Origin of the sequence: Aurantiacibacter gilvus, assembly GCF_038289935.1 — a bacterium.
Classification (GTDB): domain Bacteria; phylum Pseudomonadota; class Alphaproteobacteria; order Sphingomonadales; family Sphingomonadaceae; genus Alteraurantiacibacter; species Alteraurantiacibacter gilvus.
This window is the reverse complement of record NZ_JBBYHV010000001.1, coordinates 1784715-1804416: the sequence shown is the minus strand read 5'-3', so window position 1 is coordinate 1804416 and position 19702 is coordinate 1784715. Positions and strand designations below refer to the sequence as shown.

At 65.8% G+C, this 19702-nt stretch carries 20 protein-coding genes; 4 read left to right on the top strand and 16 right to left on the bottom strand.

Features of this window, described 5'->3' with window-relative positions; all coding sequences use genetic code 11:
- Nucleotide 1 precedes the first annotated feature (1 nt).
- Nucleotides 2-259 (bottom strand): DUF5676 family membrane protein, encoded by a 258-nt coding sequence (locus AAEO60_RS08940; protein WP_341673303.1) that lies wholly within the window; start codon nucleotides 257-259, stop codon nucleotides 2-4.
- 92 nt (nucleotides 260-351) lie between these two features.
- Complete coding sequence (gene mgtE / locus AAEO60_RS08935; RefSeq protein WP_341673302.1) at nucleotides 352-1785, bottom strand: magnesium transporter; 1434 nt, start codon at nucleotides 1783-1785, stop codon at nucleotides 352-354.
- 112 nt (nucleotides 1786-1897) lie between these two features.
- On the opposite strand from mgtE, the gene AAEO60_RS08930 reads away from it, so the two are divergent.
- Nucleotides 1898-2362 carry a peptidylprolyl isomerase gene (locus AAEO60_RS08930; protein ID WP_341673301.1) on the top strand — a complete coding sequence of 155 codons (465 nt, stop codon included), beginning with the start codon at nucleotides 1898-1900 and terminating at the stop codon, nucleotides 2360-2362.
- Nucleotides 2363-2401: 39 nt separating this feature from the next.
- On the opposite strand, the gene AAEO60_RS08925 is transcribed toward AAEO60_RS08930, so the two are convergent.
- The 14 genes from AAEO60_RS08925 to AAEO60_RS08860 form a co-directional block, all read right to left on the bottom strand.
- Entirely contained in the window at nucleotides 2402-2914 is a 513-nt protein-coding gene (locus tag AAEO60_RS08925) for a hypothetical protein (protein ID WP_341673300.1), read from the bottom strand.
- On the bottom strand, nucleotides 2911-3888 hold the full coding sequence (locus AAEO60_RS08920; RefSeq protein WP_341673299.1) for a nuclear transport factor 2 family protein: 978 nt from the start codon (nucleotides 3886-3888) through the stop codon (nucleotides 2911-2913). The genes AAEO60_RS08925 and AAEO60_RS08920 overlap by 4 nt, the downstream gene beginning before the upstream one ends.
- Nucleotides 3889-3945: 57 nt before the next feature.
- Nucleotides 3946-4824, bottom strand: a complete 879-nt coding sequence (locus AAEO60_RS08915) for a LysR substrate-binding domain-containing protein (RefSeq protein ID WP_341673298.1) — start codon at nucleotides 4822-4824, stop codon at nucleotides 3946-3948.
- A 104-nt stretch (nucleotides 4825-4928) separates the two neighbouring features.
- Entirely contained in the window at nucleotides 4929-5879 is a 951-nt protein-coding gene (locus AAEO60_RS08910) for a hemolysin family protein (protein WP_341673297.1), read from the bottom strand.
- 30 nt (nucleotides 5880-5909) lie between these two features.
- Entirely contained in the window at nucleotides 5910-6401 is a 492-nt protein-coding gene (gene ybeY / locus AAEO60_RS08905) for an rRNA maturation RNase YbeY (RefSeq protein WP_341673296.1), read from the bottom strand.
- Between the two features lie 5 nt (nucleotides 6402-6406).
- The gene (locus AAEO60_RS08900; RefSeq protein ID WP_341673295.1) at nucleotides 6407-7453 is read right to left on the bottom strand and encodes a PhoH family protein; all 1047 of its coding nucleotides are present in this window, start codon (nucleotides 7451-7453) and stop codon (nucleotides 6407-6409) included.
- 125 nt (nucleotides 7454-7578) lie between these two features.
- Complete coding sequence (miaB, locus tag AAEO60_RS08895) at nucleotides 7579-8922, bottom strand: tRNA (N6-isopentenyl adenosine(37)-C2)-methylthiotransferase MiaB (protein ID WP_341673294.1); 1344 nt, start codon at nucleotides 8920-8922, stop codon at nucleotides 7579-7581.
- 39 nt (nucleotides 8923-8961) lie between these two features.
- Complete coding sequence (locus tag AAEO60_RS08890; RefSeq protein WP_341673293.1) at nucleotides 8962-9741, bottom strand: lysophospholipid acyltransferase family protein; 780 nt, start codon at nucleotides 9739-9741, stop codon at nucleotides 8962-8964.
- Between the two features lie 7 nt (nucleotides 9742-9748).
- Nucleotides 9749-10180: a Fur family transcriptional regulator gene (locus AAEO60_RS08885; protein WP_341673292.1), complete on the bottom strand. Its 432-nt coding sequence runs from the start codon at nucleotides 10178-10180 to the stop codon at nucleotides 9749-9751.
- Nucleotides 10181-10273: 93 nt separating this feature from the next.
- Nucleotides 10274-10714: a Ros/MucR family transcriptional regulator gene (locus AAEO60_RS08880; RefSeq protein ID WP_341673291.1), complete on the bottom strand. Its 441-nt coding sequence runs from the start codon at nucleotides 10712-10714 to the stop codon at nucleotides 10274-10276.
- 156 nt (nucleotides 10715-10870) lie between these two features.
- Nucleotides 10871-11335 carry a GNAT family N-acetyltransferase gene (locus AAEO60_RS08875; RefSeq protein WP_341673290.1) on the bottom strand — a complete coding sequence of 155 codons (465 nt, stop codon included), beginning with the start codon at nucleotides 11333-11335 and terminating at the stop codon, nucleotides 10871-10873.
- Complete coding sequence (gene tsaB / locus AAEO60_RS08870; RefSeq protein ID WP_341673289.1) at nucleotides 11332-11952, bottom strand: tRNA (adenosine(37)-N6)-threonylcarbamoyltransferase complex dimerization subunit type 1 TsaB; 621 nt, start codon at nucleotides 11950-11952, stop codon at nucleotides 11332-11334. Before tsaB ends, AAEO60_RS08875 begins: the two co-directional genes overlap by 4 nt.
- Nucleotides 11953-11969: 17 nt before the next feature.
- Complete coding sequence (locus AAEO60_RS08865) at nucleotides 11970-12563, bottom strand: malonic semialdehyde reductase (protein ID WP_341673288.1); 594 nt, start codon at nucleotides 12561-12563, stop codon at nucleotides 11970-11972.
- A 67-nt stretch (nucleotides 12564-12630) separates the two neighbouring features.
- Entirely contained in the window at nucleotides 12631-13212 is a 582-nt protein-coding gene (locus AAEO60_RS08860) for a NifU family protein (RefSeq protein ID WP_341673287.1), read from the bottom strand.
- Nucleotides 13213-13329: 117 nt separating this feature from the next.
- On the opposite strand from AAEO60_RS08860, the gene AAEO60_RS08855 reads away from it, so the two are divergent.
- The 3 genes from AAEO60_RS08855 to AAEO60_RS08845 all read left to right on the top strand — a co-directional run bounded on the left by AAEO60_RS08855 (nucleotide 13330) and on the right by AAEO60_RS08845 (nucleotide 19668).
- On the top strand, nucleotides 13330-16260 hold the full coding sequence (locus AAEO60_RS08855) for a M16 family metallopeptidase (protein WP_341673286.1): 2931 nt from the start codon (nucleotides 13330-13332) through the stop codon (nucleotides 16258-16260).
- A 116-nt stretch (nucleotides 16261-16376) separates the two neighbouring features.
- Nucleotides 16377-17756, top strand: a complete 1380-nt coding sequence (locus AAEO60_RS08850) for a class II 3-deoxy-7-phosphoheptulonate synthase (protein WP_341673285.1) — start codon at nucleotides 16377-16379, stop codon at nucleotides 17754-17756.
- A gap of 112 nt (nucleotides 17757-17868) precedes the next feature.
- Complete coding sequence (locus AAEO60_RS08845; RefSeq protein WP_341673564.1) at nucleotides 17869-19668, top strand: sensor domain-containing diguanylate cyclase; 1800 nt, start codon at nucleotides 17869-17871, stop codon at nucleotides 19666-19668.
- Nucleotides 19669-19702: the final 34 nt, after the last annotated feature.

The window sequence follows — 19702 nt, the reverse complement described above, 5'->3', positions numbered from 1 at the left end:
GCTATCCAAGGAGGCGGTTGTAGATGGCCGCTATCGCCCATGCTGTCAGCCCGGCGATGACGGACCATGCCAGCAGCCCGTAGAGGAATCCTCCCCAAGAAAGCGTCCACGCAAAGTGGCCGTAGTCCATGTGCATCATGTGCCCGCCGAATTGCGACATTCCTGTGGGCATGGAAAAGACGAACAGGCTGCACAGGATCCAGAGGAGCCCGACCACGATTGCAGTGGCAAGGCCCAACCTGATGGCATCGATCTTCATTTGCTTTCTCCTCCAACTCCCCTGCCATTGTAGCACATCCGCGACGTCGGATGCGCAGCCGGGGAGCCGTTGAAAGTCAGGAAGAATGCGGCCTAGAGGCTCACCAGTCCGCTCGCCACGGCAAGGCCGAGGAACGCGAAGAAGCCCATCGAGTCGGTGATCATGGTCACGAAGACGCTGGAGGCCACCGCCGGGTCCTGGTCCATCCGCTCGAAGGCCACGGGCACCAGCACGCCGGCCATGCCCGAGACGATGATGTTGATCACCATGGCCAGCGCAATCACCGCGCCCAGTTGCCAGTCGAAGATGGCCGATGTTGCCAGGCCGATCAGCACCGCCACGGTCACGCCGTTCATCAGCGCTACCTTGAGCTCGCGTATCACGAGCCGCTTGGTGTTGGACTTGGTCAGCTGGTTCATGGCGATGGCGCGCACGGTCACGGCCATGGTCTGGGTCCCCGCATTGCCGCCGATCGAGGCGACGATGGGCATGAGCACGGCGAGCGCCACAAGCTGCTCGATGGCACCGCCGAAGAAGGCGATGATGGCGCTGGCCACCACCGCAGTGCCGAGGTTCGCCACCAGCCAGCGCACGCGCGCCGAATAGGCATCGCGCAGCGGCTCGTTGATGTCACCTTCACCTGCACCGCTCATCAGCAGGGCGTCCTCGCCCGCCTCTTCGGAGATGATGTGGACGATATCGTCGACCGTCAGCTGGCCCACCAGCCGCCCGCTCTCGTCCACCACGGCGGCGGAGATCAGGGCGTACTTCTGGAAGCGCAGGGCGACCTCTTCCTGGTCCATGTCGGTCGGGATAAGCGTCTGGTCGCGCTTCATCACGTCGGTCAGCGCCACGTCGCGCGGGGTGCGCAGCACCCACGACAGCTGGCAGGTGCCGACCGGGTGGAAACGGTGATCGACCACGAAGACTTCCCAGAACTCGGTGGTCAGCTGGTCCTCGGCGCGCAGGTAGTCGATCAGGTCGCCCACGGTCATGCTCTCGGGCACGGCCACCAGCTCGCGCTGCATCAGGCGGCCGGCGCTCTCCTCCGGATAGGCGAGGGCGTTCTCGATCGCGGCGCGGTCTTCGGGCTCGACCTCGGCGAGGATGGCCTGCTGGTCCGCGTGGTCGAGATCCTCGATCAGCTGGACGGCGTCATCGGTGTCGAGCTGGTCGACGATATCGGCCACAGCGCCATGCGGCAGGGACTCGACCATGTCCTCGCGGACATAGTCGTTGAGCTCGGCTACCACCTCGCTGCTCATCAGGTCAGTGATGGCAGCGGCAAGGTCCGTGCGTTCACGCCGGTCGAGCAGTTCGAACAGGTCAGCAATGTCAGCGGGGTGGAGCGGCTCGACCAGGTCGTAGACGCTGTCCTCGATCTCGTCGTAGAGCGCCTCGCGCACCTGCTCGACGAATTCGGGCTTCAGCCGGTTCTCCTCGTCGAACTGCTCGCCTTCGCCCTGTACCCGTTCTCCGGACACCGGGGCTTCGACATCGCGGTCCTCGAGATCGGTTTCGGCCATGGGCGTGGGTCTATGCAGATGAGCCGCAAAAGCAAGCAGCCCTTGTGCATGGGCGTGACATTCGCGCTGCCATCCCTATATCCGCCGCCACACCCAACAGGAGATTGACTACATGGCCGACCAGAAACTGACCTTCACCCTCGATTGCGGCGACGGAAAGGGCGGCGATGTCGTGATCAAGCTGCGCGACGATCTCGCGCCGAACCACGTGGCCCGCATCACCGAGCTGGCCGGCGAGGGTTTCTACGACGGCGTGGTGTTCCACCGCGTGATCCCCGGTTTCATGGCACAGGGCGGCGATCCGACCGGCACCGGCATGAGCGGCTCGGACAAGCCCAACCTGAAGCAGGAGTTCTCCAGTGCGCCGCACGCCGAGGGCGTTTGCTCGATGGCCCGCACGCAGGACCCCAACAGCGCCAATTCGCAGTTCTTCATCTGCCTTGCCGACGCGGGCTTCCTCGACAACCAGTACACCGTCTGGGGCGAAGTCGAGAGCGGCATGGAACACGTCCACGCACTGCCCAAGGGCGAGCCGCCGGCCTCGCCCGGCAAGATCGTCAAGGCGACCGTCGCCTGATACAAGAAGGGGCGCCCGCTGCGGCGCCCCTTTCTCTTCCTAGCCTGCGCGGCGCAGGATCAGCGCTGACGGATCGCCAGGTCCGTCCGGCCCGAAGTAGACCTCCGACCGCACCACGCTGCCATCGGCCTGCGGTGCGATATGCAGGTCGTGCTGGTAGGATTCGGACGAATCGAGGTCCGTGGCACTGGCAAAGCCGAAGTCGATTCCCCCCTCTCCATCCGCCTGCGCCTCCAGCCGGGGCTGGTTGCCTTGCGGGCAGTAATGGGTGGCGACCAGGCGCGCACCGTCGAGGTGGTAGAGCGTCAGCGAATGGGTGCGTTCACCCACCATCCACCGCTCCATCACCGTGGTGCCGCCCGCCGTGACTTCGAACACGATGCGCAGCTGCTCGGTCTGGTCGACGGTCCATTCGCCCTGCAATTCGGCCAGCATGGCGAACTGCGAGGCCGGTCCGACCGGCCCCGCGTCCTGTTCGCTGTTCTGTGCGGCCGCGGGCATACCCGCAGCGCCCGGCAGCAGCATTGCTGCTGCCATCAGCGACTTCATCATTCGCCGTCGGGCGCCACGTCGCGGCTGCGGATCAGCCACTCGCCATCGACCTTGACCACTTCATCGCGGCCCCAGCCCTGCGCCAGCATGCGCGGAGCGGGACCACCCGGCGAACCGCGTGACACGGTCTGCCAGTAGTAGTTCACCACCGCCACGCTGGGCGAGAGGAACTCGATCGACTGGTTGGACATGACGTGGTGCAGCGGCAGCACCTCTTCCCCCGCTTCCGCGCGCTCGGCACGTCCGGCAGCCATGCCGGAGACCATGTCGCGCAGTGCATCGCGCCCGACGGTGTTGCCGAAGCTGCCGTCCTCGGTGAAGACCGCGGCGTAGGCATCGGCATCCCAACTGTCGATGGCGCGGACGTAGTTCCACATCAGCGCCTCGATCTCGGCCCGGTCGCGGGCTTCCTGCAGCAGGGTGTTGACGTCGAGCGCCTGCGGCTGGGTGGTATCGGGCAGGGTGGCCGGGTCCCAGTGCTCGTCAGCGCGCCCATCGACGAAGCGCCAGGTATCGAACCAAGTGGTGGTATAGGTCTGCGTCGGATCGTCGGCGTAGGGAACGATACGGCGGGTGAGGATGGTGACATAGTCGCCTTCCGCCATCACCGCGACCACGCCGTTGGGATCATCCGGGCTCAGGGCCGGGCAGGGATCGAGCACCGGACGGCGGGCGACCTGGGTGAAATAGTACATTACCCCTTCGAGGCCGGAGGCGGCGACGGGGTTGTGCTGGATATAGGCGTCGGTCAGCCACTCGGGCGCGCGGTCCCACTCGTTGCACTTGAGCAGGTTGCGCTGGATATGCAGGGCGGCCTGCTTGTTGCGATGCAGGACGGGATCGTCGCTGGTGAACAGGCTTTCCGGATCCGGATGCGGCACCACGGGATCGCTGAGCGCGCGCATCTGCGCACTGGCGGGCGTGGCAAGCGAGACCACCGCCGTGGCGGCAAGCAGCAAGTTGGTGAATTTCATCAGGCAGTTCCCCTCTTTTTGACTTTGCCCGAACCTGCCCGATTCGGCGGCCAAAGGCTAGAGCCCTGCGCTGACAATCCAATCGTGGAAGATCTTGACCGGCCGCGCTTCCAGGTCTGCCGGCCGGCACATGAACCAGTAAGAATAGGGACTTTTCACCTCGACATCGAACAGCTTGGCAAGGCGCGGGTCCTTGTTCCGGGCGAGGTGATCGTCGTGCATCATGGCGATGCCCATGCCCTGGGCGGCGGCTTCGAGAATCAGCTGGCCCGAATCGAAGTGGTCGACTGCCGCCGGTTGCAGGCTTTCGAAGCCAAGCGCCGCCTTCCACGCGTCAAAGCTGTTGGGCATGTCGGTATGCAGCAGGAAGGTCTGTTGCCGCAGGGCTTCGATATCCGGGTTCTCGCCCAGCTTGTCTGCCAGTTCCTTGCTGGTGATCGCATGCACCATGTTCTGGTCCAGCTGGACCGAATAGAGCACAGGATCGGGGCGCACCGCGAGGGCGATGGCGGCGTCCAGCGTGTCTCCCACGCGGTCCACCAGGTGCGGGCTGGTGTCGATATCCAGATGCAGCCGCGGATGGACCGCGCGCAATTCGTTAAGCCGCGGGAAAAGCCGCTGCGTGCCGAACAGCGGCATGACCCCCAGCCGCAGGCGCTGCAGCTGCAGGTTCTCCGACTGCGATTCCACTGCCGCTGCCAGCGATTCGAGGTGCGGCGCCACGGCATCGTAGAAAGTGCGCCCTTCGTCCGTCAGCTTCATCGTCTGCCCCGAACGCGAGAACAGCTTGCGCCCGGTGAAACTCTCGAGGTTGCTGATCCGCCGCGACAGCGCCGAGGGGCTGAGACCCAGCTCGGTGGCCGCCGAGCGCGCCGAGCCAAGCCGGACAACCCGGATGAATGCCTCCAGGGCTCGCAAGGGTGGCAGGCGGCGCATTGCGGCAACTTCGTGGCGAAATGGCGAACTGTCGAGCGTAAAGTGCGCTCAACCGACAGATTTTTGTTGCAGTGCACAAGACATTGCTTCTGCCCGCCGCCAGATCAGTCCTCTGCAGCCTCCTCTTGCGGTTCTGGGCGGTACAGGCGCAGCCGCGTGACGTGGGTTTCATCGCCGGCGGTCACTTCGATTCGCCAGCCGCTGGGATGCATGAGCACGGTACCGGGCTGCGGTACCTCCTCCGCCAGCACGAAGGCGAGGCCGCCAAGCGTATCGACAGCCTCTTCGACCTCGGCCAGCGCCGGATCGCCCACGGTCTTCGCCACGTCGTCCAGCTCGGCGCGGGCATCTGCATCCCACACGCCGTCGTCGATCGGCACGACCAGCTCCTGCGGAGTTTCGTCGTGCTCGTCCTCGATCTCGCCGACGATCTCCTCGACCAGGTCCTCGATGGTGATGATGCCGTCGGTGCCGGAAAACTCGTCGACCACGATGGCCAGGTGCATGCGCTTGGCGCGCATGTCGGCGAGCACGTCGAGCGCGCTGCGCGCCTGCGGCACGTAGAGCGGCTGGCGCAGCAGCACGGTCCAGTCCGGCGGCGGGGTGTCGCCGGTGGCAAGAAAGGCAAACACGTCCTTGATGTGGATCATGCCGATCACGTCATCCAGCTGGTCGCGGTAGACCGGTACGCGCGAATGTCCGTGCTCGGCGAACATGGCGACCAGGTCGTCCCAGCTGGCGTCTGCCGAAATGGCGATGATCTCGCTGCGCGGGATGGCGACGTCGTCGGCATCGTGCTCGCTGAAGTGCAGCAGGTTCTTGAGCATGACGAGCTCCGCCGATGACAGGTCACCCGTGCCAGGCGAATGGTCGCCATTGCCGTTGCCGTCCTCGTGCTCGTCGATGGCCTCTTCCAGCTGCGCGCGCAGGCTGGTGTCGGACTGCTCCTCGAACAGGCCGCGGATCGCGGTCCACAATCCGCCTCCCGTAGACTGGGAGCTGCTACTCTCTGACTCTCCCGTCTGGGAGTCGTCGGGTCTGTCTGTGTCGGGCATCGCCCTGTCGCTATTCCCTTTCGTAGCCCCCTAGGGCGTTTCGTGGTCACTATATGGGTTGCCAATGTCCAATAGTGCAAGCGCCTTGACCTCCAGCGCTTCCATTTCTTCGGCATCGGCGTCCGAAATTTCATGGTCGTAGCCCGCCAGGTGCAGCAGGCCGTGGACGATCAGGTGGCTGGCGTGGTGTTCCAGCGGCACGCCCTTCTCCTCCGCCTCGCGCGCGCAGGTTTCATAGGCGAGGGCGATATCGCCCAGCATTTCGGGCGGCCCGTCCGGGTCGAGATGGACGAGGTCGGTGCGTTCCAGCATGGGGAAGCTGAGGACATTGGTCGGCTTGTCGCGCTGGCGCCAGTCGCGGTTGAGTTCGTGGATGCGGGCGTCGGAGGTGAACAGCAGGCTGGTGACAAGGCGCGGGTTGGCGAGTGACTCCACGACTTGCGAAGCGGCATCGGCAGCGCGCTCGGCCAGAGCCTCCCAGTCCCCGGCGGGCCAGTCTTCGATGTCCATTTCGAGTTCCATCGCGATCAATCCGCGTGGCCGTCGCCCTCGTAGGCTTCGACGATGCGTCCCACGATCGGGTGGCGCACAACGTCGGCGGCGGTGAAGCGGGTGACGCCGATGCCTTCGACGCCTTCCAGCCGCTGGACCGCGTCGGCGAGGCCGCTCATGCGGTCGCCGCCGGGAATGTCGACCTGCCGCGGGTCGCCGCAGACCACCATGCGGCTGTTCTGGCCGAAGCGGGTGAGGAACATCTTCATCTGTTCGCGCGTGGTGTTCTGCGCCTCGTCGAGGATGACGAAGGCATCGGCCAGCGTACGCCCGCGCATGAAGGCGATGGGCGCGATCTCGATCTCGCCCGAGGCGATGCGGCGCTCCACCTGTTCGGGCGGCATGCAGTCGAACAATGCGTCATATAGCGGACGCAGGTAGGGGTCGACCTTGTCCTTCATGTCGCCGGGCAGGAAGCCCAGCTTCTCGCCTGCCTCCACGGCGGGGCGGGACAGGATCAGCCGCTGCACGGAGCCGGTGATCAGCTGGCTGACCGCCTGCGCCACGGCGAGGTAGGTCTTGCCGGTACCGGCCGGTCCGAGCGCGAAGATCACGTCGCGGCTGGTCAGCTGGCGCATGTATTCGCCCTGCATGGCGCTGCGCGGGGTGATGGTCTTCTTGCGCGTACGGATCATGATCGGCGGCACCTTGGCGTCGCCGGTGATGATTCCGTCGAGGATGGGTTCGTCGGACATGTTGATCAGCGCGTCGATGGCGCCGGCATCCATTTCCTCGCCCGCCACCAGCTTCTCGTGCAGCTTGAGCATGACGTCGCGGGCGCGGGCCACGTCGTCTTCCAGCCCTTCGATGGAGACCTTGTCCCCGCGCGCCGCGATAAAGACGCCGAGGCGGTTTTCGATCTGCACGAGGTTGGCGTCGAATTCCCCGAACAGCGCGCCAAGCACGGCCTGGTCATCGAAGCTGACTTCAATCCGTGCACGGCGCGATGCGTCGCGGCGTTCTTCCGGATGGGCGATGGTGGCAGCGTGGTTACCGTCACCGGGGTGTGCTTTGCGAGCCATGTGTGTTGTGGCGTTTCCTTTCGCACTGGGCAGGACCGAGAATAGGCCGCCCGGCGGGAGTCGCAAGCGTGGTGCGGCAAATGGACGGTGGAAAGTCACCGAAGTGCCACAAAGCGGAGAGTGGATCAGGCGGAAACGCGTTCCAGCAGACGGCCCTGCAGCGAGCTGGGTCCGGCATGGACCAGTTCGGCGCGCACGACATCGCCGATGGCCAGTTCGCTGTCGAAGAACACCGATTGCAGCCACGGAGACTTGCCGAGCCACTGGCCCGGTTTGCGGCCCTTGCGCTCGATCAGCACGTCGCAGGTCTTGCCCACCGAAGCCTCGTTGAAGGCCAGCTGGTCGCGACCCAGGTGCGCCTGCAGGCGTTGCAGTCGCTCGTCCATCACCTCGGGGGCGATCTGGCCGTCCATGGAGGCGGCCGGGGTGCCGGGGCGGGGCGAGTACTTGAAGCTGAAGGCGGCGGCATAGCCTACCGCGTCGATCAGGCTCAGCGTCTCTTCGAACTCTGCTTCGGTCTCGCCGGGGAAGCCGACGATGAAATCGCCCGACAGCGCAATGTCGGGACGCGCGGCGCGCACGCGGTCGAGCACCTTGAGGTAGCTTTCCGCCGTGTGGCTGCGGTTCATGGCCTTGAGCACCCGGTCGGACCCGCTCTGCACCGGCAGGTGCAGGTATGGCATGAGCTTGTCGACCTCGCCGTGGGCGGCGATCAGGCCTTCGGTCATGTCGTTGGGGTGGCTGGTGGTATAGCGGATGCGCTTGAGGTCCGGCAGCTTGGCCAGCTCGCGGATCAGCCCGTCGAGGCCCTGCATGCGACCCTTGTCGTCCTCGCCCGACCAGGCGTTGACGTTCTGCCCCAGCAGCGTGATCTCGCGCGCACCGGCATCGACCAGTTTCGCCGCTTCGTCGACCAGGTCACTGAAAGGTCGCGAGATTTCCGCACCGCGGGTGTAGGGCACCACGCAATAGGTGCAGAACTTGTCGCACCCTTCCTGCACCGTCAGGAAGGCCGTGGGCGAAACCTTGCGCCGCTGGGGCAGGGCGGCGAACTTGGCGTCCTCCGGCATGTCGGTGTCGGTACTGCGCTCGCCCTTCACCGCGCGATCGAGCATGTCGCCCAGCCGGTGATAGGCCTGCGGACCGACCACCATGCCGACGGCTGGCGCGCGTGCCATGATCTCTTCGCCCTCGGCCTGTGCCACGCAGCCCGCTACGGCGATCATCGGCTTCTTGCCAGCCGCACGCCCGGCCTTCTCGATGCGGCCGATGTCGGAATAGACCTTCTCGGTCGCCTTCTCGCGGATGTGGCAGGTATTGAGCACCACCAGGTCCGCGTCCTCGCCCTCGGCGGCAGGCTTGATGCCCTTGGCGTCGAGCAGCTCGGCCATGCGCTCGCCATCATAGACGTTCATCTGGCAGCCGAAGCTCTTGACCCGGTAGGTCTTGGGGGTGTCACTGGGTTTCATGGCGCGCGCCCCTATACCATACAGGGCGAAGGGTGAAGCCTAAGTCGGCTGACCGTCCGACGCAGCATCCAGCACGCCCCCCACCGCATACTGTGCCGCAGCCGTAATCGTTTTGCGGTTGGCGAGGTTGTCGCCGGCAATGGCTGGCAGGAAATGGACATCCACCCGCACCGGGCGCAGGCGAGCGAGGATTCGCTTGAAATTGTCGAGACCGGGCTCGTCTCCCACCCAGCTGACCTCAGGCACATCGGCATAGACCAGCGCCACGGGCTGGACGACAGCGCCATCGGGCAGGGGTTCCAGCGCGCCGAGCAGGCTGGACTTGAACGGAATGATGCCGGTCCCGTCGCTGGTCGTGCCCTCGGGGAAGAGGGTCAGCGTGCCGCCATGGTCCATCGCTTCCTTGATCGCCTGCATCTGGTTGCTCACGTCCGCGCGCTTGTGGCGGGCGATGAAGACGGTTTCGTTCATGTCGCACAGCCATTTCAGCAAACCGAACCGGGCCAGCCCGTCGTGCGCGATGAAGGCGGCGTTGGCGGCATGCGAAAGCGCGGGGATATCCAGCCAGCTGACATGGTTGGACAATAGCAGCGCGCCGGGCACCCGCTTGCCATGCCGGCGCAGATCGAGCCCCGCGATGGTGCCTATTCCGGTCAGGAACACACGCGGCCACAGCCGGTCCAGCCCGACCAAGCGCCACAGGTAATGCAAGGGAACGCAGACCAGCAGCAGCAGGACCATCAGGACCAGCCGCAGGGCAATGAGCATGTAGGCGGCCGGGGCGATGCGCCGTATTTCGGGAGCAATCGCCCGGGTCACGTCGGGCTCAGCCCTTGTCCTCGTCGCGGCCGATGCGCACGCCGTAGAGTTCCATGCGGTGATCGACCAGGCGGTAGCCCAGCTTCTCGGCGATCTGCTTCTGCAGGGCTTCCAGTTCGGGGTCGACGAATTCGACGACCTTGCCGGTTTCGACGTCGATCAGGTGGTCGTGGTGGGCCTCGGGCGCGGCTTCGTAGCGCGCGCGGCCGTCACCGAAATCGTGCCGGTCGAGGATGCCCGCTTCCTCGAACAGGCGCACGGTGCGGTAGACCGTGGCAATCGAAATCTTGGGATCCACGGCAGAGGCGCGCTCGTGCAGTTTCTCCACGTCGGGATGGTCGGTGCTTTCCGACAAGACCTTGGCGATCACGCGGCGCTGGTCGGTGATCCGCAGACCGCGTTCGGCGCAGAGGGCTTCAAGGTCGATCGGCTGGTGCAATGGGCTTCCTGTCGCAGAAATTGAAAACGCCCCGCAGTCATAGGACCACGAGGCGTTTCACTCAAGCGCGGCCCGAAGGCCGTCACCGAAGCTCTACTTGGCAGCAGCCTTGCGGCGGCCGCGCTTCTGGCCGGGCTTGCGGCCAAGGCCGATATCCTTGGCCAGCTGGCGGCGGGTGTCCGAATAGGCCGGCGCGACCATCGGGTAGTCGGCAGGCAGGTTCCAGCGCTCGCGATATTCGTCGGGCGTCAGGCCGTGGTCGGTCGACAGGTGCCGCTTCAGCATCTTCATGTCGCGACCGCAGTCGAGGCAGACGATCTTGTCCTTCTTCACCGAAGCGCGGATCGAAACGGCCGGCTCGGGCTTTTCTTCGACTGCTTCGCTGGTGCCGAGGCCGGACAGGGCCGCGTAGACGTTCTCGATCAGCGACGGCAGGGCGTCAGCGTCGGTGTTGTTGTTGGCGACATGCGCGGTGACGATATCGGCTGTCAGCGTGATCAGCATTTCGTTCGCGGCGTTGTCCGAATTTTCCATAAATACCTCTGTTGTGCGTACCCGTTGTCCCGGTCTCGGTCCGGACCGGCGGCAAGCCCATGGCCCAATGATTGGGTCTCTACAAGCATAGAATAGGTGTAATTGCGGGAAGTTCCCCGGGAGATTTTCGACCCGTTTGTTTTGTGGGGCGAATTGCTACTGGCGAGTTAATGCCTTCGCGAAAGTAATGGCGTCGATCGGACCGCCAACTGCGCCGCGATAATAGCCGGGTCGATGGCCGATCTTCTCGAATCCGAAGCTGCGGTAAAGGTGTTCGGCGGAGTTGCCGTCGCGCATTTCGAGGAATATCCGCGCCACCGAGCGGGCACGGGCGGCGTCGATAACGTCCTGCAACAGCGTCTTGCCCTTGCCCTGGCCGCGGAATCGGGGGCGGATGGCGATGAGCAGGATTTCCTCTTCGTCGAGCACCTGCCGGGTGAGCGCGAAACCGGTCACCTCGTCCAGCGTGAAGGGTTCGCCGAGCTCAACGCCCGAAAGCGTGAAATGAGTCCCCGGCAGGGCGAGCGAATCCGCCACCTGCCGCCGTGTCCACGCTTCGCCATAGCGGCTGTCGAAAGCCTCCTGCATTACCAGCATGATGGCGTCGAGCGCGTCGTTCACTTGCGTTGGTCCATCGGCGTGGCGTCCGGCCCCCGCCCGTAGATCGGCGTCAGGTCGCGCGTCAGCCGGGCCTCGCGCAGCTGGTGGGCCTGGTTGGCGTCGGGCAGCAGGTTGATGGCGAGGCGATCGTCGCCCAGCAGGTCTGCCAGCTCTTGCGCCCGGTTGCCCGCGATGACGCGGTGGTTGCAGGCCTTTGCGGCCGCTTCGGGCACCAGCGAGCGAACATCGCCCTCTGGCGTGCCATCGGCAGCGAAGTTCTGCACGAAGAATTCGCCATGACCGCCGTTCATGCAGACCGTGATGGCGCGAGATTCTTTGGCGCTGGCGTGGGCGCGGACGAGTTCAAGCGTGGGATAGCCAAGCACCTCGGCGCCCCAGGCCAGTCCCAGCGCGCGGGCAGCGGCGATGCCGATACGGACGCCGGTGAAGCTGCCAGGACCGAGCGAAACGAGGATGCGGTCCGCGCGGCCCTTGTCCGGCAATTCGGCGATCATCGGCACCAGCTGCTCGGCATGGCCGCGCCCCAGCACCTCGCACCGGCCATCGACCAGCGTCGAGCCGTCAAACAGCGCCGCCGAGCAGGCCTCGGTCGCGCACTCTATTGCAAGTGTTCTCACGCCCCCCGCTTAACGCGTCAGATCAGTTGATTGAAGGTGTCGAATTCGGGGCGCGGGCTGCGGTCGAAGATCGTCGTGCGATCGCCATAGCCGATGGCACAGAGCCAGTCGGCCCGGTAGCGCGGCTGGTCAGCGAAGAATTCCTTTGTCGTCGCTTCCTGGTCGAAGCCCGACATGGGGCCGCAATCGAGGCCCAACGCGCGGGCGGCAAGCAGCAGGTAGGCCCCCTGCAGGGCGCTGTTGCGGAAGGCGTGTTCACGGCGACCTTCCTCGTCGCCTTCGAACCAGCTCTTGGCGTCGGTATGCGGGAACAGCCACGGCAGTTGCTCGTGGAAATCGAGGTCGTAGCCGATGATTGCGCAGACCGGCGCGGTGCGGATCTTCTCCCTGTTTCCTTCCATCGCATGCTGCGCCAGGCGCTCGCGCGATTCCTGCGACTTGCACCAGACGAACCGGCCCGGCTGCTGGTTGGCCGAGGTCGGCCCCATCTTCAGCAGTTCGTAGATCTGGTGGATCTGTTCGTCGCTGACCGGCTTGTCGAGCCAGCCGTTGTAGGTGCGCGCCTCGCGGAAAATCAGGTCGAGGGCTTCGTCGGATAGTGTTGCGGACATGAGAAATCAGCTCCGGAATCGGAAAAGGGGAGGGTTCGTCAAGTCAACGGCGCAAGGCGCCATTGGTTCACGCCGCGCGAACTTCGCTCACTTCCGGGACGTAGTGCTTCAGCAGGCTTTCGATGCCGTGCTTGAGCGTGGCGGTGGAGCTGGGGCAGCCCGAACAGGCCCCCTGCATCTGCAGGTAGACCACGCCCGAACGGAAGCCGCGGTAGCGGATGTCGCCGCCGTCGTTGGCCACGGCGGGGCGGACGCGGGTTTCGATCAGCTCCTTGATCTGGGCGACCACGTCCTCGGTGCCGTCATCGTCGCCGAGGTCGCCGTCGTCGCTTTCGGGCGGGACCGAGAAGCCGCTGGCATCACCACCGGTGAACAGCGGGGCTTCGGACACGAAATGGTCAAGCAGTACGGCCACCACCTGCGGCTTCAGGTCGCCCCAGGAAACGCCGGGGGCGGCCGTGACCGAGACGAAATTGCTGCCGAAGAACACGCCGGTCACCTCGCCAGTGTCGAACAGGGCCTGTGCCAGCGGGCTGGCCTCGGCTTCTTCGGGGGAGGCAAAGTCACGCGTGCCCGAAGGCATGACCTGCCGCCCGGGCAGGAATTTCAGCGTGGCGGGGTTCGGGGTCGTTTCGGTCTCAATGAACATATCAGCGATGTAGGAAGGCAGGCGGCGCAGGGCAAGCTGGCAAAACCTTTGGTGGCGCAAGCTGATCTTCCTGCCTATTCACCCGACCTTCATCCCTTTCCTACCTATTGGGCCGCCATGACCTTTACCAAGCGCGTTGCCGCCGCCTTCCTCCCCTTCGTCCTCCTGCTGCCGTTGCCTGCCCTTGCGCAAGAAAGCTGCACGATCACGGCGGTGCCGGGACAGGACGAACCCGAATACGCGCGCCCTGACGACCCATGGATCTATCGCGGCACCGATATTCCCATCGACGAGCAGTGGCTGTTCGGCGAACTGCCCAACGGGGTGCGCTATGCCGTGCGCGAGAACGGGGTGCCGCCGTGCCAGATGAGCCTGCGCATCGCCATCGATGCGGGTTCCATCCACGAGACGGACGAGGAACGCGGCTGGGCCCACCTGCTGGAGCACCTCGTGTTCCGCGAATCCCGCTATTTCGGCAATGGCGAGGCGATCCCGCACTTCCAGCGCATGGGCGCGGCGCTGGGTTACGATACCAATGCCACCACCAGCCCGACGCAGACCGTCTACAAGCTGGACCTGCCCAATGCCACGCGCCAGTCGATGGACGATTCGGTACGGATGTTCTCGGGCATGGTGATTGACCCGGTGCTGAGCGCGGAAAATGTCGCGCTCGACGTGCCTATCGTGCTCGCCGAACGACGCGAGCGTGCAGGCCCGGCACGCCGGGTGCAGGAAACGACCACTTCCACATTCTTCGCCGGACAGCGGCTGGGTGAACGCATGCCCATCGGCACGGTGGAGACCCTGCAGGGGGCCACGGCAGAAGGCGTTCAGGCCTTCCACAGCCGCTGGTATCGCCCTGAAAACGCCGTGGTCGTGCTGGTCGGCGATGCCGACGAGGAAGTGCTCGCGGCGACGGTCGAACGCTATTTCTCGGACTGGGAAGGCGAGGGGCCGCTGACTCCTACGCCCGATTTCGGTGACCCCGTGGCTCCCGCTGGCGCCGATCCCGACAATCCCGTTGGCGAAGTGGCCGTGGTGGTCGAACCCGGCCTGCCGCGGACGCTCAGCTACGGCATCATGCGCCCTTGGGTGCAGATCGTCGACAACATGGAATACAACCGCCGCAACCTGCTGCTGGACGTGGGTGCGGCGATCATCAACCGGCGGCTGGAGCAGCGCGCGCGTGAAGGCGGCAGCTTTCTCGGCGCCTCGGTGGGCCGCGACAAGGTGAGCCGCACGGTGGACGGCACTTTCGTGACCGTGGCCCCCAATGGCGAGGACTGGGAAGCGGCACTGGCCGACGTGCGCGGCGTGATCGCCGATGCGCTGCGGGCGCCGCCGAGCCAGGGCGAGATCGACCAGGCCGTGGCCGGGTTCGACGTCGCCTATACCGACTTTGCCGAGCAGTCGCGCATCCAGGCGGGTTCGGCGCTGGCCGATACCGTGGTCGGCGCAGTCGACATTCGCGAAGCCGTGGCCAGCCCCGAAACCTTCCTTGCCATGTTCCACTCGCTCAGCGAGCGGTTCACCCCGGAAGATGTCTTTGCCGCCACGCAGGCACTGTTCGAAGGCGAAGTGATCCGCGCGGTCATGCTGTCGCCCGATGGCGAGGGCGCGAGCGAAGCGGCCCTGCGCGCCGCGCTGGAGCGTCCCGCCATGGCCAACGGCGACGCCCGCCAGGATGCCGAAGCCATCAACTTCGCCGACCTGCCGCCGATCGGCCAGCCTTCGATGCCCACCGTGCGCGAGCCGCTGGGCGTGCTCGATGTCGAGCAACTGACCTTCGCCAATGGTGTGCGTGCCATGCTGTTCAGCCGCGACAACGAACCGGGCCGTGTCACCGTGCGGGTGCGTTTCGGCACCGGCTGGCGCGGGATCGAGGACGACGAGGCGGTCTATGCCCAGCTGGGCCAGATGGCGCTCGTCAGTTCCGGCCTCGGCCCGCTCGGCCAGAACGAGATCGACCGCGTTGCCGCAGGCAGCAAGCTGGGCTTCGAATTCCGCATCGAGGACGGGGCCTTCGTGTTCCAGGGCCTGACCCGGCAGGAAGACCTGGAAAACCAGCTCTACCTGTTCGCTGCCAAGCTCGCCATGCCGCGCTGGGACGAGGCTCCGGTGGAGCGCGCCGCCTCGGCGGCGGCCATTGGCTACGATTCCTTCAACCGCGACCCGAACGGCGTGCTCAACCGCGATCTCGACTGGCTCCTGCGCGACCGCGATCCGCGCTTCGCAACGCCTACGCCGGCAGAGCTGCAGGCGGCAACGCCCGAAGGGTTCCGCCGCACCTGGTCGCGCCTGCTGCAACAGGGCCCGATCGAGGTTGCCGTTTTCGGCGATATCGACCGCGATGCGGCCATTGCCGCGCTCTCGCGGACTTTCGGCGCCCTGCCGCCGCGCATGGTGCCGTCGCCCGACGTAGTGGACCGACCGATGGCGTTCCCGGCCGTCGGCAGCGGTCCGGTCGAACTGCTTCACGCCGGCGACGCCGACCAGGCCGCTGCCGTGATCGCCTGGCCCACGGGCGGAGGTTCGCAAGAGTTGCCGCGCAGCCGCAAGCTCGACCTGCTCGGCCAGATCATCTCGATCCGTCTGCTGGACGGGCTACGCGAACGCGCCGGTGCTGCCTATTCGCCGTTCGTGTCGTCCACCTGGCCGCTCGAGACCGAAAGCGGCGGGATAATCTTCGCCATGGCGCAGGTCGATCCGGCGCTGGTTCCGGTGTTCTTCGACATGGCCGAAACCATCGTTGCCGACCTCGCCGAAAGCGGCCCGACGGATGACGAACTGGCCCGCGTGGTGGAGCCTGTGCGCCTGAACATCGAGCGTGGCAGTACGGGCCATACCTTCTGGCTCAACCAGCTGCAGGGATCGACCATCGACCCCAACCGCGCGCTCTACCTGCGTTCACTGTACAGCGACTACGTCAACACCACGCCCGCGGAGATCCAGCTGCTGGCGCAGCAGTATCTTGCCGCGCGGCCAGGTTGGCGGCTCAGCGTCCTGCCGGAGAACATGGAGAGTCCGCCGGCAGCAGCGGGGCGCTAAGCCCGTTACGCAAGTAACCTTTGCGCCACCGGGACCGGGCCTGTAGGGGAGCGCTTCCCCGAAATCGTAGTGAGATCGCCCGCCGGGGAACGGGCGCGCATGGATGAGCATTTACAGTGGCACAGAACTGGACCCCCGAGAGCTGGAAGCAGGATCGCTTTGTCGCAAAGCACCTGCCCGAATACGAAGACGCAGCCGCGCTGGCCGAAGCCGAGCGCGCACTCGCCGGGTTCCCGCCGCTGGTCTTTGCCGGTGAGGCGCGCAACCTGAAGGCGGCGCTGGGCGAGGTAACGGCGGGCAAGGCCTTCCTCGTGCAGGGCGGCGACTGCGCGGAGAGCTTCGCCGAATTCCACCCGGACAACATCCGCGACACTTTCCGCGTGATCCTGCAGATGGCCGCCGTGCTGACCTTCGCCAGCAAGCTGCCGGTGGTGAAGGTGGGCCGCATGGCCGGCCAGTTCGCCAAGCCGCGCAGCTCGAACACGGAAACGCAGGGTGACGTGACGCTGCCGAGCTACTTCGGCGACAACGTCAACGGCATCGAGTTCACGCCCGAATCGCGCACCAACGATCCGCAGCGCATGCTGCGCGCCTATTCGCAGGCGGCGGCAACGCTCAACCTGCTGCGCGCCTTCGCGGGCGGCGGCTATGCCAACCTGCGCCAGGTGCACCAGTGGACGCTGGATTTCATGGGCCGCAGCCCCTGGGCCGACCAGTACAAGTCCATTGCCGACCGCATCGGCGAGGCGCTGGACTTCATGGAAGCCTGCGGGGTGGATATCGAAACCCAGCCGCAGCTGAAGACGGCCACCTTCTACACCAGCCACGAAGCCCTGCTGCTGCCTTACGAACAGGCCATGACGCGGCAGGATTCGCTGACCGGCGACTGGTACGACACCTCGGCCCACATGTTGTGGATCGGTGACCGCACGCGCTTCATCGACTCTGCCCACGTGGAATTCCTGCGCGGCGTGAACAACCCCATCGGCGTGAAGTGCGGCCCCAGCCTGGAGCCCGACGCGCTGCTGGAGATGCTCGACATCCTCAATCCCGCACGCGAGGCCGGCCGCATCACCCTGATCAGCCGTTTCGGCGCGGGCAAGGTCGAGGAAGGCCTGCCGCCGCTGGTGCGCGCGATCAAGCGCGAAGGCCACCCGGTGGTCTGGTCCTGCGACCCGATGCACGGCAACGTCATCAAGGCGGAGAGCGGCTACAAGACCCGTCCGTTCGACCGCATCCTGTCGGAAGTGCGCGGCTTCTTTGCCGTGCACCGCGCGGAAGGCACCCACGCTGGCGGCATCCATGTCGAGATGACCGGGCAGGACGTGACCGAGTGCACCGGTGGCGCCGTGGCCATCACCGACGAAGGCCTGGCCGATCGCTACCACACGCATTGCGACCCGCGTCTCAACGCCGCGCAGTCGCTGGAGCTGGCCTTCCTGCTTGCCGAAATGCTCAACCTCGAGCTGGGCGAAGCACGGCAGGACGCCGCCTGATTGCCCGACGCACGGCGAATAGGGGCAATTCCCTAAAGCCGCGGCGAGCGTTAACTTAACTTATCTGCGGTACGCCCGATGGGAAATCCATTGGGAGAACGCCTTGCGTTTCGTGCGGAGCATCCGCGAGCCGTTGCTGATCGGCCTTGTCTGGGCAGTGCTTGCACTGGCCAGCGTGGCCTTGCGCGACCGCTTCGGTGCCGTGCTGCTGTTATGGGCCCCCGCTGCCCTGGCGGTGGCGGCATTCCACGCTCTTCCGCGCCAGCGCTGGCCCATGCTGGCCGCCGTCCTGCTGCCGGCCCAGGCGCTGGCAATCTGGTCTACCGGCAGCCCGGTCGTGCCTGCCATTGCCTACTCGGTCGCCAGCCTGCTGCAGGCCGTCGTGGTGGCCAGTATCCGTATTGCCGTGCTTGGCGGGCGCTTCAACGTGCCACGCGGGACCTGGCACGTGGCCGGGTTGTTCGCCGCAGCCCTGGCCGGCGGGCTGGTTGGTGCGATCGTGGCCTGGCCCTTCCGTGCCGAACAGAGTTTTGCCGACATTTCGTGGTGGTTCCTCACCAATGTGCTGGGGATCCTGACCCTGACGCCGGTCTTCCTGCGACTGCGGCCCTTGCTCCGCTTCGGCGTCAATGGGCGGCTGCTCGGATTCGACCGGTCCTTCCTCATGCCGCTCCTCGCCTGCGCCGCCTTGGCCGCAATTGTCCTGCATGTGCAGCATGTCGCGCTGATGCCGCTGCTGGTGGCGGCCATGGTGCTGACCACGGTGCGTCTCGGCACCATGGCCAGCGCACTGGTGATCCTCGCCTATGCCCTGGTCGCCACCATTCTCAGCCTTGGCGGGCAATCACCCATGCCCGCGCTCGACCTGCCGCCGGCACAGGCGACGCTGGTGCTGCAGTTCTGGCTGCTGACCATGCTGGCCACGGCCCTGCCGGTCGCCGCCATGATCCTGAAGCGCGAGGAGCTGCAGGACACGCTGATCGAGCGCAACCTGCGGATGCACGAGAGCCTGGTGCATTTCGACCTTGCCGAGGAAACCGCCGGCATCGGCCGCTGGCGGCTCGACCTTGTCACCGGCAAACAGGACTGGTCGCACCGGATGCTCGAGCTGAACGGCCTGCCGCGGTCACTGGCGCCTGATCCGGGCGATCTGACCGGGCTGCTGCGCGATGGCGGCGAACAGCTGTTCGGCCCGATTGCTGCCAATCGCGATGCCCGCGAAACCTACAGTTTCAACTATCCGATCAAGCCGCCGGATGGTCCGGAGCGCATCCTGCGGATGTCGGTGCTCAACGAATTTGACGACGCGGGCCACCGGGTGGCCGTTTTCGGCGTGGCCATGGACGTAACCGAGCAGATCCGCCGTGAAGAGGCTCTCGAACTGGCGCGCGGGCGGGCCGTGCGGCTGGCGGCGGAAGCGCAGAAGCTGGCCAATACCGATGCGCTGACCAACCTGTCGAACCGGCGCTGCACCTTCGGGCGGCTGGGCAACATGGTGGATGTGGCCGGGAAGCGCGGCGGAACGCTCACTGCGATTATTTTCGATATCGACCACTTCAAGCGGGTGAACGATCTTTACGGTCATCAGACGGGTGACGAGGTGCTGGTCCGCGTCGCCGAACTGGCGCGCCGGCAAGCGCGTGCGGGAGATCTCGTGGGCCGGATCGGTGGCGAGGAGTTCGTGTGGCTGCTGCCCGCCCTGCCGGACGAATCCGCTGCGCGGCTGGCCGAGCGGCTGCGTGAATCGGTGGAAACCGGCACCGAGAATGCGGCCTTGCCGGCGGTCACGATCAGCATCGGAATCGCGCACTTTCGCAGGGGCGATACGCCGGAGAGCCTGCTCGCCCGGGCCGACGCCGCGCTCTATGACGCCAAGGAAGGCGGGCGGAACCGGGTGAATCAGGCCGCCTGACGAAATTGCCCTGATCGGGCTTTAAATCCGAAAC